Source organism: Pseudoalteromonas phenolica, assembly GCF_005886345.1.
Classification (GTDB): domain Bacteria; phylum Pseudomonadota; class Gammaproteobacteria; order Enterobacterales; family Alteromonadaceae; genus Pseudoalteromonas; species Pseudoalteromonas phenolica_A.
Genome location: NZ_PNEC01000056.1, coordinates 1 through 12,295 on the forward strand (window position 1 = coordinate 1; position 12,295 = coordinate 12,295).

Consider the following 12,295-nt stretch of genomic DNA (forward strand, 5'->3'; position numbering starts at 1 on the left):
TCCCCTAGGGGACGCCACTTTCAATATTACTTCCTTTTCTCATAATTAATCATATTTATTAGATTCTTTAATCTTAAAGATCTGTTTTTTATTGCATTAATTTCAAAACTTAATCTAGATTAACTTTTCTTCGTTATTAGTTCATCCTTTTGTATTAAAAAGAAATATCATACGTTTTTTACTTAGTGTGAACGACGATGACTAAAGGAAGAAATCAAGTGACTAATAGAGAGTATGATTATCCTAGTCATTTCAACCTGTTATTCACAACTAATATAGAAGACCAAATAAAATATGCGAATAAGTAATTTTGTGAAGTTACGGCATATGAGCTGCATGAACTAGAAACTAAAACGCAAAATATCATTTGTTATCTAAGTATGCTCAAAGCTACTTTTAAAAATCTTGGCAACTATACTGGAAATAGTAAGTTTTGGGTGAGAATGATGCTCAATTTACATAAGAAGGTGAAATAAACACCATTAGTGACAACCAGTACAGTGCTGTTTTTACAACATTAATTTGGTGTCGATAAAATGCAGTCTCTTGTCATTCAGTGAAAATAATTAGAGGGAGCAAGCTCCCTCTAATCTACAAAGCGCATTTTGTTTTGCCGTTTTCCACATACACTTTTGCTGTTTCGCACGTTTGTTCTGGCAGCTTTGCCATAATATGGGCTCGGAAAGTCTTAATCTTGTTGTTCTCAACATTTTCTTTCAAGCTTATGTTGAGCGCCTTGTCTAGGGTCTTTATAGCCAGGGTGTTGTCTCCTTTACCTTCATACAAATAGGCGAGTCTGAAATAAGCATCAGTGCGAGTAGGGTAAGTACTGATAAGTTGTGTGTATATGTCTATGGCATCGGCGTAGCGTTTGTCTGTAATGGCCTTTTCGGCAGCGTATCTGTAAGCCAGATAGTCAGGTTTTAAATTGACCTCATACTGCTTAGAGAGTTGAGCATAGCAAGCATCAATACCTGTTAAGCCCAGCGCTGCAAAATCTGGTGAGCATTTAAATTGTTCAAACAACTCAACATAGGCTCTGTTTTGTCCCACCATTGCTGATGTACTGTGATTCTCATCTTTTATAAACTCTAAATCATAATCAAAGCCTAGACGTGTTTGATTACCTAGTAATTCACGATATTGCTCAAAAGAACTCAACATATGGCCAGTTTCATCAGCGAGGTTTAAATATAAATAGTTATTTAGATTTTTCTTTTGTTTGTAAAAAGTGTGAGCTTGTTTTAACACTTTCCCTTTGTGCCACCAAAGGCTTGGGCTAAAAGCAAAATGCGCTTGGAATAACTGAGGTCGGGTTTGTAATGCATAGATTGATAGCAGTCCACCGAGCGAGTGGCCTGATAACACCTTAAAGCCATTGCTACGGTAGCGTTTATTGATATGAGGAATAAGCTCTTTTTCTATAAAGTCCAAGAAGTTATCTGCCCCGCCAGATACACCCCACTGGTTATAGCTTTCATCGTAAGTTGGCGTGAAATCGCGTGTTCTATGCGTATTCTTAATGGCGACGATGATCATTTCTTTAGCATGATCAGACTGAGTTAGTAGATCTAAAGTACCAGCCGCATGTTTAAAGTTTCTTAGCCCATCCGTCAAATATAAAACTGGATAAGTTTGCGACTTATTTAGGTGATAAGCATTAGGTAAGTGAATTAATAGCCCGCGTTGCTCAGATAAAATAGAGGAATAGATCCCATCTTCTATTGTGGTGCCCCGTTCGGATGCATAAGCACTTAAATTAAATATAAAACATAGGGCAAATATTAAGACGATAACTTTCTTCATTTTAATTCCTTGAGTTGTTCTAATTAACCGGTGTTTAAGTTGCTAGGAAAACCGCCGAAAGTAATGAAATTTGCAGGAAAAAAAGGGATGAAAAGAGGATTAATCGTTGCAAGGCAATCAGTTTTTGCTTGATGATTGTTCTGAAGTTTGTTTTTTGTACCTGTTAGATACTGTGATAAAGTGCTGAAATATTAATTTTTATCTATTGATTACAATTGTTTATGCTTAAGTTTGGCGATTTTATTTTTGACAGTCAGCAGCAACGTTTGCTCACAATACAAAACACGCAAGTAGAAATCGAGCCCAAACTCATTGCGCTTTTAGAGTTTTTTCTCACCCATCCAGAACAGTTAATTTCAAGACAAACGCTGCTCGAAACGGTATGGGCTAATACCTTAGTGACAGATAATGCGATTAATAAGTTAGTTGGTAATCTGCGTAAAGCCCTTAATGACGACCCAAAACAGCCAAAATATATACAAACGGTACCAAAGCGAGGCTACCGATTTATTTGCACTATTTCTGAGTATAAAACTTCGCCTATTAATGAAGAGCCAACGGTTAATGATAGGCAAGATAATGAAGCCGCTAACTTTAATCTGTATCGTCAGCTCCGAGTTATCTTTCTGAGTTTGTTACTACTTACTGCTGTTTGGTTTGTGTTTAAGCAAAGTGACAATGACAAGCTTGCTTATTCAGTGGCATTAACGAGAGAGCAGGGACTAGAATTTTCTCCACGTATGCATCCAGATCAAAATCACTTGTTTTATTTGAGAGCACGTAATGTGTCTGATGATGTTGAACTATGGGTGAAAAATATACATACCGCGTCTGTAAATCGACTATCACTGCCTCATCCTATCAGCGAAATTATTGCTGTTACCGAGCAAGATACACGGAGTGAATTTATTTATTTAGACAAAGGTCAGGGGCGGTGTGCTGTTTATCAAGCCCGTTTGAATTATCAGCAAGGTGAGGGTTTTAGTGTCGCTGATGAAACGATGTTATTTAACTGCCAAGATAAAAGAGTCAAAGACATCGCTTATCACGCCCAGAAAAACGTAATTTATTATACTGCTCAGCCTGAAAACTTCTGGCCTAACCATATATATGTTTATGATCTTAATAAAAACTATCATGTTCTGCTGAATCAACCAGCACCAAAAGGGTGGGGATATCACCACTTAGATGTGTCACCAGATGGCGAGAAACTATTGGTTATGAGCACAGGGAGTGATCATAAAACTCAGCTGTTGTCATTCAACTTGATAAATCACCAAGTCACAGCTGGCAAGCAATTTGATAGGCCTGTTTATGAAGCAATTTGGGTACATGGCTCCGAGCAAATCTTTTATTATTCGTCTTCGTCTATGCAGAAGATTATGCAAAGTGACTTTGATGGTGACAACAGTCGAGTTGTGGTTAATGTTTCAGAGCGACTTTCTAAGAGATTAAACCGCATAGCCGATGGGCATTCTCTACTGTTTAGTACTGAGCAAGATGACTATAACTTGAGGTTACTATCAGATGATGCAACACGTTCGCTGCATAATTCGGCAGTGTTTGATTCATACCCAGCCTTGTTTCATCAAAGTGATGATTACTTATTTGCTTCAAATCGCAGTGGTGAAATGCAGATCTACTTTGCAGACAGTCATCGAGCACAGTCAAAAATATTAACCCAATTTACGTCATCTTATGCCCTGAGTAATATGGCGATTTCACCCGATGATAAGCAAGTTTTACTCGTCATCGACAACGATGTCTTCGCGCTCCCACTCCATAGGCTGAAGTCTCAACAACCGCTCGATGTTCTTTCGGAAGAAACAGCTATTTTTACCAGTGATGTACCTGTGATCGCCGTAGATTGGCTTTCAAATAATATGGTTGCAATTACAGCGGTTAAACATGCCAAACCCAACCTACATATTAGCAATCTAGCAGGAGAGCGCATCGATTTACCGCAAGGGGAGTGGGCTTATGGCTTATCTGATAATACGCAAATAGGAAAAGTTTACCTCATTGAGCAAGGGAGTCACCGCTTGTATCAAGTGAGGTTAAATACCGTTAGTGATGACCACCAAATTGAGCCGACCCCTTTGACTCTACCTAATGAATTCTACTGGGCCAAAATAGATAACCAACACCTTTATTATATGAACGCAGAGGGTGAGAGTGAATACTTACATAAAGTGTCTATTAATACAGAGAAAAGCTTAACAAAAATGAAGGTTAATGCCTTTTCAAGTTATGACGTGAAGCAAGGAAAAGTAATGATAAGTGATAAGGCAAGTCGCTCAGGGGATATACATCGCACTTACCATTAAAACTATTGCTCGCTCATATAACGTTTTCTTGAAAAGGGCTAAATCTTATGGTTCTACTCAATTAGTTAGTCTGTATTTTATTGTAAGCTTTAGATATTTAGCGAACACCTTTTAAAAAAATTAGGTCAAGCAGTGGCTAAATAATAGTGATTGGGGAGCAAATTTACATGGCTTATATCTATTATAATAGGAGACTGTTTGAGATATGAGCAGATCTGCAATTTTTTTAGTGCTAAACGACTATAAGACATAAATTGAAAGCTCAATAGACTACGATGTCACTACTCAACAGTTAAACTTTGTCTTTTAACGATAAAATCAAAAGTCATCTCGGATAAGCTTTTTCCTTCAACCATTGCATCCCAAGCACCATGGCCTGCGCCTTCTAAAGTAACAAGTTCATTATAAATGCCTAAAGAATCATAGATCTCTTCTAATTCGGTTGCTTCGGAATATGGTGTAGATGGGTTCATATCTTTAGTACCATGCGCCAAGAATAATTCTGGGTCATTACTATCGTATAAATTCGATCCATATATTTCGTTGAAAAGTTCGATTTTTACGTTAGAGCCCCAGAAATAAACCATGCTATTTACTTTATAAGTCTGTGCTAGATTGGTTGTTGTAAGTGTAGGGTCGTCTGAAATTGAAATTTCATCTCTAAAATCTTCAATATTTGATATGCCTAATGCAACAGTAGTAATCGCACCCGCTGAAGCTCCACCAACAGTGATGTAATCGGTATTAATATTATAGGTGTCTTTGTTTGCGACAATCCATCGTAGTGCGGCTTTTGCATCTCTCTGAGCCATATACATTGCAATAGCCTGTTCAAACTGCTTAATGGTCTCTACACCTTGTAGAGCATGTTGGATCCACTCCTGCGGGGCAAGGCCTTTATAATGAGATAATAGCGCTTCTTGTGATGTTCCTTGTGTGGTTATTAACTCTTCAGCTGTTCTGTAATCGATCGAAATAAATACCCAGCCTCTTGAGGCATAATAACCTGCCATATCTATAATTTCAGGCTTTGTTTTTGTTCCTCCAGTAAACCCACCGCCATGTATGAACATAAAAACAGGTCTATTAGTAGAATCATTTACAGGGTAATAGACATCCAATTTAAGTGGGATTGCAACTGATGTTGAGCTTGCTTCATTATGGCTAAGCCCATTTGCATATGTAATATCTTCATCAACTAAGGTTAGGTAAGCTGCTTGAGTTCTCACAGTTGGGGTGTCATTATCAGGTTCTGGTTCGAGAGAAATGGGCGAAGATTCAATAGAGTCGTTGCTTTCACCACCACACCCAGTTAAAAAGACGAAAAGTAAGATGTGACAAACTAACATTAAAGCTTTATCAAACATAAAAGCCCCATCGAATGCTGATTGGTTTTAGTATAGTTTACATTACTCAGTGTGCATTAGGCTTAAAAGGTTATTTACAAAACTTTACGAGAGCTTAATGTTTCAATTACAGAATTGATAGTGTAAGTCCATGTTAAGAGTTAGTCTGCCTTTTCTTTAAACTCACATAAATCTTCAATAATACATGAGCCGCACTTTGGTTTGCGGGCAACACAGACATAACGGCTATGTAAAATCAGCCAGTGAAAATAACTTCATTGGCTAAGTGTGTTGACCCTTTATCTAACCCTTTTCTAGAATTCTGATAGGTTTATTACCCAAAATCAGCAACCATAAGCAAGTTCCTATTTCGCCAATTGAGGCAGGCTTAGAAACAACACTAGGTATTGTGATTTCAGGAAATAGCATGTTAGTTAAAAAAACCGTCAAATAACCAAAGCAACCCAACATCAAGCAGACGCCCAGAATACGAGGGACATAACTAGATTTAAACGCAAGGTAACCAAATGGCAGTAACCATAACCCCCAGAAGATTTGCACGACCGCAATACCGTTATTATATGACTTGAGTGACAGCATCACCTTAGCTTGAATAGTTTGCACATCAAACTGGCTTAAGAAGCTTGCATTGCTTAATAAAGTTAACACATCAACCTTATGTACCATGTTAAATAGCTATACAGGGACACTGACGACGGAAAGTACAACCATCATCACAGCAACATCTCGATTTATTCCCTGAAAAAGTTTAAACAAGACAAAAGGCAGAATGAGATAAGTAATGTAACTTAATATACCGACGACAATGCCTGTTCGAAAAAGCAATTCATTGTTTGAGATATTTTCGACCGTGGTTACAGCGTCTTGCATATTGATTAATTGAGAGGGCACGTAAATTAAATTATAAATACCGGTGATCACAAGCAATAAGTAGACAAAACCCGCTAATCGAGCTGTTGTGTTATTAGACATATTTTTATTCCTAATTATTTTAACTCAAACAGGTTTAAACTGGATTTAAATGCGCAGCTTCTGCAACTACTCGCAGTTAACCGATAGAGTTGTGTTTGATTTTTAGAGTTTTCCCGATATTTAACGTATTCTAAAAAAATTAGCTAATGAGTTGTTTCTTTAAATACTCGTTAGCTACAGCTGTTACTTGGATGGGCTATTGGCACTTTGTTCTTTAGGCCAGTTCCACGCTAACCACACAACTATTAGAGTTAAAAAAGCTTCGACTGCAGCATACATTTTGTAGAAGTACCAACCATCAAAATAACAAATGTACGCCAGCATTAAAGTCATTATGGCACCCACGAGAATATTGAGAATTTTGTTAATTTTTGGCGACAGAAGTACGGATAAACAAATCATTAAACTTGTTACTAGTAAAATTGACGATAACCCCAAGACGACTTCTTGGCTCACTTTGCCAAAAAAAGCTGTTCCCTCTATCATGGACTCCAACTTGCCAGGTCTATACAACTCAAAATAGTCACAATAGATATACAAAGACATGACCGCGCTCCATATCGCACTGAGCTTTATCTTTATATTGATTTCAAAGTCGGAAAGTTTAGACATGATAACTCCTAGTAAATTTCTACAAACGGGATTATTGGTTATTGCGTTTCCATGGTTCGAGGTAGAGACATATATTTTCACCACACGTAACTCCACGAAATAGATATATAAATTTATGTAATACGAATTAATAAACTTTGTTTACTGACGATTAGGTATATTCTTCACCGGTTAAAAATACTGGTAAGATAACTACGGAAAGACAAACAACCTTACATACAGCTTCGTTAATCATGATGAGTAAAAATGCTAATGGACGAAATAATCTGCCAATTGCAAACAACATAGAATGGCCAAGTTCTCGCCAATTATTCCGTCTATAACAATCTTTTAATCTGTAAAGCTGACTATTTTTCACAAGTAAAAAGACCATGCCTACAAAGTACAACTTAAAGTATTTCGTTTTTAAAAAGGGTACTTGTGGCGCGTTGTTTTCTATTCCAATATCTATAACTGATTTATTAGTCATAATCGTTATTCAATTTTAATTCACTGTTATGCTGGCATTTATAAGGCTTTCATAAGCATCGAATTTGAAAATCGATATACGAAATAGGCGATAAATCAGAAAATGATCAAAACAGAAGTGAATTCATGTAGAATTTGCGAGCTAGTAATGAGGGGGAAAATTTGGAACTGTTAAATTTTGCGCAATTAGGTATTGTTGTATTGAGTCTAACCTTAGCAGTATTTCATTTTCGTCTTCGTGAAAAGCACCTTTTTCATTTAACCTTTGCCATTTATTGTTTATCTACCTCACTGTTTGTCACTCATAAATTAACGAGTGGTTATATCAATCCTTATCATCATTTTATAGGTGTATTTAGTGTTTTTACTGCTAGCGGGTATTGGTTATTTGCACGCGCTTTTTTTAGAAAAAACAACCCAATTAATCGCCACCACCTTATTCTGGTTGGCTTACATGCAGTATGTCTGGTATTACTCCACCTATCACTATTTTCGACAAAAATGTGGCAACTCAATTCAGACTGGCTCTTAGCTCTAACAACGGCATTGAAAGAAATTATTGAAATTTTATACTCTGGCATGCTCATTCTAATTTTTTGGGAAGGTTATCGAGTACTGCAAGGCACGAATGTTGTGCAACGAAAAGTAGCGACGATCTATTTAATGTCATTTAGTTACTGTGTTGTTAGTGTGATGCTGGTAGGTGAGGTTCTTCCAAAAGAGTTAATAGCCGGTTCAAGTCAGGATTGGCTTTCTGTTTTTGCTTTCTTACTCATACTATTAACGACACATGGCTTAATTCGTTTTCGCCAACAGCAGCTTAATCAAGAACAAATTAACACAACGGCCTCTGACCAAGAAGAAACAGAACTCGCTCGCCAAATTCAAATGCTATTAGTAGAAGAAAAACGATTTTTGCAATCAAATTTGCGCGTTGCTGATATTGCTCGTGAGTTGGGTGTACCCGAATACCGTATTCGAGCGGTGATGCTCAACCAATTTGATGCCAAGAATTTTAACCACTACGTCAACAAAATGCGTGTTGAACATGCAAAAGTGTTATTAACTGCATTAGACAAACAAGACTGGCCTGTGCTTGTTGTTGGTATAGAGAGCGGCTTTGCATCTGCAGCACCTTTTTCAAGAGCATTTAAGGAGTTTACGGGCTGCACGCCAGGGCAATACCGCAAGCGGAATTAAATAAATTAATCTATCAATTTAGTTAAAGCTACAACAAAGGAGAATGTTAGCATAGATCAACAAGCTCAAAATTGAGTAAATGGGCATTCGTTCCAAGTTAATCTGTCTTCTCTTTAAACTCACACAAGTCTTCAATAATACACGAGCCGCATTTTGGCTTACGGGCAACACAGACATAACGGCCGTGTAAGATGAGCCAGTGGTGTACGTCGACTTTAAATTCTTTTGGTACTACTTTTTCAAGCTTCTCTTCGACTTTATCAACATCTTTACCCATGGCGAATTTAGTTCGATTTGAAACACGGAAAATATGGGTATCTACTGCAATGGTAGGCCAGCCAAACGCGCAGTTTAAAACCACATTTGCGGTTTTTCGACCCACACCTGGCAGGGCTTCTAACGCTTCGCGGTTTTCAGGCACTTCACCACCGTGTTTATCTATGAGGATCTGACACATCTTATAGACGTTATTGGCTTTAGAATTATACAAACCAATGGTTTTAATGTGATCTCTAAGCGATTCTAAGCCAATATCCAAAATACCTTGCGGGGTGTTTGCTTTTGGAAATAGTTTTGCTGTTGCTTTATTTACACTCACATCGGTGGCTTGTGCTGACAAGGTGACAGCTACAAGCAACTCAAATGGGGTGGTGAAATCCAACTCTGTTTCTGGGTTTGGATTGTCATCACGTAAACGGGTTAAGATCTCAAGTCTTTTGGTTTTATTCATTGTTCGTAACCCGTTTAAGTTAAGCTAGTAACACGTGCTCTTGGTGCTTTTTCGGCTTCTTGCGTAGGCTGTGCTTTAGCTTTAATTTGCGCATCAATGACATTTTTAGCGGCAATTAATAATCCCAAACCTAAGAAGGCACCGGGTGGTAAAATAGCCACTAAGAATTGGTTATCAAATTGAAAAACTTCAATACGCAGAACCGTCGCCCAATCGCCTAATAGTAAGTTGGCACCATCAAACAAGGTACCTTGGCCAATTAACTCGCGCATTGCGCCCAATAACACCAGCACCACCATAAACCCTAGGCCCATCATGATGCCATCGAATGCAGATAATAGTGGGGTGTTTTTAGAAGCGTAGGCTTCGGCACGACCGATAATGGCACAGTTGGTTACGATTAATGGAATGAAGATCCCCAGCGCTTGATATAAACCGAAGGTATAAGCGTTCATTAATAGCTGTACTATGGTTACAAACGCGGCGATTATCATGACAAACACAGGAATGCGAATGTCTTTCGGTACAAAATTACGTACCAATGACACAGTGACATTCGAGCCAACCAGTACCAGTAGGGTTGCGATCCCCAAGCCCATAGCATTGGTTATAGTGCTCGTTACAGCAAGTAATGGGCATAAACCAAGTAGTTGAACAATGGCTGGGTTGTTGGCCCACATGCCATCTTTTATGAGGGTTTTATATTCGCTCATTGTGTTTCTCCTGCGCACAGGTTGTCTTTGGCAAATAAAGCATCAAAGTGTGTTGTTGCGTACCAAGCGGCTTCTCCCACTGAGCCAGTCACGGCTCTAGGCGTGATGGTCGCGCCAGTAAATTGGTCAAACTCGCCACCATCTTTCTTAACTGCGAAACGGCCATCATTTGCGCCATTGATTTGCATGCCATTAAATGTGGTGATCCAATCAGATCTTGAAAGCTCTACCTTATCACCAAGGCCGGGTGTTTCTTCATGACGGGTGACACGTACACCTGTGATTTCACCACGCTTTGTAACAGCAGTTAAGATATCGATATTACCGCTATAACCTTTTGGAGTGATGTGACGAACAAGCAAAGCTGCTGGCTCGCCGTTTAATCTTGCACGATAGATTATATGAGGGCCAGCTGGGCCAAGCTCTGGTGCATCACTTTCTACGCAGTCAAGGTAGAGTTGGTTGTCGTAACGTTCACTTGGAATAACTTGAGACAGTAAAGACATCAGTTGTGCTTTTTCTTGCTCTGCGATCCGTGTTTCAGTCAGGCTCTGAACCACAGCTACACTGCCTGTGGTTGCCAATGCAAAAGCACACAATATGGCGCCATTTTTATACATAGACTTGGCAATCATTGTGCACCTCCATGACCAAATGTGCGAGGGCGACTGTAGTGATCAATCAAGGGTACTGCCATATTCATGAGTAACACAGAGAAGGCTACAGCATCTGGATAGCCACCGTAAGTACGGATGATATAAACCAGCACGCCAATGGCTGCACCAAAGATTAAACGGCCTCTATCTGTGGTACAAGCCGAAACCGGATCAGTGGCAATGAAGAATGCTCCTAGCATAGTTGCGCCACTGAGTAGGTGGAAAACAAGGCCAGCGTGGCTACCTGGGGCAATGATGTAACCCACTGCACTACAAAATGCTAATGCAAAAATGAAGGCGACTGGGATGTGCCAGTTAATAATGCCGCGCCAAAGCAAGAAAATACCACCGGCCAGATAAGCTAGGTTAACCCACATCCAGCCTTTACCAGCGTAATCGGCAAAAACAGCACTTTGCATCGCTTCTGTGACTGTATAGCCCTGAGAAACGGCTGTTTTTACTGTATCGAGTGGTGTTGCCATTGAAATGCCATCAATACCCGCTCTGACTTGCTCTAGGGTTAAACCTGACGTTGTGGTTTGCGTGAAAATTAAAGCAAGTTGATCAATAAAACTTACAGAGGTCACTAACAGTTCAGACACTGGCGACCAAGCTGTCATTTGCACTGGGAATGAAATAAGCAATAAGACATAACCTGCCATAGCCGGGTTGAATAAATTAAAGCCTAAACCACCATAAAGCTGTTTCACGATCACGATGGCAAAAAGGCAGCCGATGACGATGACCCACCAAGGTGCCAGAGGCGGAATACTGATTGCCAGTAGCACACCTGTTAGCCAAGCAGAGCCATCACTTAATGATGGCCAAATGGCTTTATTACGGATCTTCATGATAGCTGCTTCAAAAGCACTGACAGAAATGAGTGCGATGAGTATTTGAATTAAAACAGCTGAGCCAAAAAAGTAGCACTGAGCGATGATCCCGGGTACACACGCAGCGATCACTGTCATCATTAATTTATTCAGTGCTTTATGGCTATGATTGTGGGGCGATGAAGCCATGGTTAATTTCATGACGGTTCATTTCCTTCTTCTGATTCTTGTTTTAACTGCGCTTCTTTGGCTGCTTTCTTTGCTTTGGCACGTGCAATAGCGGCTGCAACAGCCGCCTTACGCGGATCTTCAGGCTCGCTGCTTTGTGCTGTTTGCTCAGTTTGAGTATTAGCTTCTGCATCATCTTCGCTAGCTGCTAGTTCAGCTTCTTTTGCAGCCTTTTTCGCTTTAGCACGGGCGATGGCCGCTGCAACTGCTGCTTTGCGCGGGTCTTCCGGCTCGCTATCAACTACAGTTTCATCGCTTTGCTCAGCTTCTTTCGCTTTTGCTCGAGCGATGGCCGCTGCAACAGCAGCTTTACGTGGATCTTCCGACTCGCTATCAGCTACAGGAGCATCGCTTTGCTCAGCTTCTTTCGCTGCTTTTTTCGC

General features: G+C 39.6%; 10 protein-coding genes and 3 pseudogenes. 2 read left to right on the forward strand and 11 right to left on the reverse strand.

The genetic code is table 11. From position 1 onward, the window contains the following. Positions 1 to 591 precede the first annotated feature (591 nt). Complete coding sequence (locus CWB72_RS17625; RefSeq protein ID WP_138634139.1) at positions 592 to 1,806, reverse strand: alpha/beta hydrolase; 1,215 nt, start codon at positions 1,804 to 1,806, stop codon at positions 592 to 594. Between the two features lie 221 nt (positions 1,807 to 2,027). Here CWB72_RS17625 and CWB72_RS17630 point away from each other — a divergent pair, with 221 nt between their 5' ends. Beyond that, on the forward strand, positions 2,028 to 4,133 hold the full coding sequence (locus CWB72_RS17630; protein WP_138634142.1) for a winged helix-turn-helix domain-containing protein: 2,106 nt from the start codon (positions 2,028 to 2,030) through the stop codon (positions 4,131 to 4,133). 281 nt (positions 4,134 to 4,414) lie between these two features. Here CWB72_RS17630 and CWB72_RS17635 read toward each other — a convergent pair whose 3' ends face one another. The 5 genes and pseudogenes from CWB72_RS17635 to CWB72_RS17655 form a co-directional block, all read right to left on the reverse strand. Continuing rightward, positions 4,415 to 5,500: an alpha/beta hydrolase gene (locus tag CWB72_RS17635; RefSeq protein WP_212747903.1), complete on the reverse strand. Its 1,086-nt coding sequence runs from the start codon at positions 5,498 to 5,500 to the stop codon at positions 4,415 to 4,417. A gap of 140 nt (positions 5,501 to 5,640) precedes the next feature. Beyond that, a pseudogene (locus CWB72_RS17640) lies at positions 5,641 to 5,745 on the reverse strand (endonuclease III); the annotation flags it as partial. 37 nt (positions 5,746 to 5,782) lie between these two features. Then, positions 5,783 to 6,472: pseudogene (locus CWB72_RS20945) on the reverse strand (DUF4386 domain-containing protein). Between the two features lie 183 nt (positions 6,473 to 6,655). Further along, the gene (locus CWB72_RS17650; RefSeq protein ID WP_138568842.1) at positions 6,656 to 7,084 is read right to left on the reverse strand and encodes a DUF6326 family protein; all 429 of its coding nucleotides are present in this window, start codon (positions 7,082 to 7,084) and stop codon (positions 6,656 to 6,658) included. A gap of 151 nt (positions 7,085 to 7,235) precedes the next feature. Then, positions 7,236 to 7,553 (reverse strand): hypothetical protein, encoded by a 318-nt coding sequence (locus CWB72_RS17655; RefSeq protein ID WP_138634145.1) that lies wholly within the window; start codon positions 7,551 to 7,553, stop codon positions 7,236 to 7,238. Between the two features lie 161 nt (positions 7,554 to 7,714). Between CWB72_RS17655 and CWB72_RS17660 the strand changes: the two genes are divergently transcribed. Beyond that, complete coding sequence (locus CWB72_RS17660) at positions 7,715 to 8,752, forward strand: helix-turn-helix domain-containing protein (RefSeq protein WP_138634148.1); 1,038 nt, start codon at positions 7,715 to 7,717, stop codon at positions 8,750 to 8,752. A gap of 97 nt (positions 8,753 to 8,849) precedes the next feature. Here the strand turns inward: CWB72_RS17660 and nth are convergent, their stop codons facing one another. The 5 genes and pseudogenes from nth to CWB72_RS17685 all read right to left on the reverse strand — a co-directional run. Then, the gene (nth, locus tag CWB72_RS17665; RefSeq protein WP_138634151.1) at positions 8,850 to 9,482 is read right to left on the reverse strand and encodes an endonuclease III; all 633 of its coding nucleotides are present in this window, start codon (positions 9,480 to 9,482) and stop codon (positions 8,850 to 8,852) included. A 14-nt stretch (positions 9,483 to 9,496) separates the two neighbouring features. Continuing rightward, positions 9,497 to 10,195 (reverse strand): electron transport complex subunit E, encoded by a 699-nt coding sequence (locus CWB72_RS17670; protein WP_058030776.1) that lies wholly within the window; start codon positions 10,193 to 10,195, stop codon positions 9,497 to 9,499. Then, a complete protein-coding gene (gene rsxG, locus CWB72_RS17675) occupies positions 10,192 to 10,830 on the reverse strand; it encodes an electron transport complex subunit RsxG (protein WP_138634154.1) in 639 nt (212 codons plus the stop codon). The genes CWB72_RS17670 and rsxG overlap by 4 nt, the downstream gene beginning before the upstream one ends. Further along, a complete protein-coding gene (gene rsxD / locus CWB72_RS17680) occupies positions 10,827 to 11,885 on the reverse strand; it encodes an electron transport complex subunit RsxD (protein ID WP_138634157.1) in 1,059 nt (352 codons plus the stop codon). The genes rsxG and rsxD overlap by 4 nt, the downstream gene beginning before the upstream one ends. Further along, positions 11,882 to 12,295, reverse strand: a pseudogene (locus tag CWB72_RS17685) (electron transport complex subunit RsxC); the annotation flags it as partial. The gene rsxD and the pseudogene CWB72_RS17685, both read right to left, overlap by 4 nt.

Coding starts and splice junctions, on each gene's coding strand:
- CWB72_RS17625 (WP_138634139.1), bottom strand. CDS start 1,806: ATGAAGAAAGTTATCGTCTTAATATTTGCCCTATGTTTTATATTTAAT.
- CWB72_RS17630 (WP_138634142.1), top strand. CDS start 2,028: ATGCTTAAGTTTGGCGATTTTATTTTTGACAGTCAGCAGCAACGTTTG.
- CWB72_RS17635 (WP_212747903.1), bottom strand. CDS start 5,500: ATGTTTGATAAAGCTTTAATGTTAGTTTGTCACATCTTACTTTTCGTC.
- CWB72_RS17650 (WP_138568842.1), bottom strand. CDS start 7,084: ATGTCTAAACTTTCCGACTTTGAAATCAATATAAAGATAAAGCTCAGT.
- CWB72_RS17655 (WP_138634145.1), bottom strand. CDS start 7,553: ATGACTAATAAATCAGTTATAGATATTGGAATAGAAAACAACGCGCCA.
- nth (WP_138634151.1), bottom strand. CDS start 9,482: ATGAATAAAACCAAAAGACTTGAGATCTTAACCCGTTTACGTGATGAC.
- CWB72_RS17670 (WP_058030776.1), bottom strand. CDS start 10,195: ATGAGCGAATATAAAACCCTCATAAAAGATGGCATGTGGGCCAACAAC.
- rsxG (WP_138634154.1), bottom strand. CDS start 10,830: ATGATTGCCAAGTCTATGTATAAAAATGGCGCCATATTGTGTGCTTTT.
- rsxD (WP_138634157.1), bottom strand. CDS start 11,885: ATGAAATTAACCATGGCTTCATCGCCCCACAATCATAGCCATAAAGCA.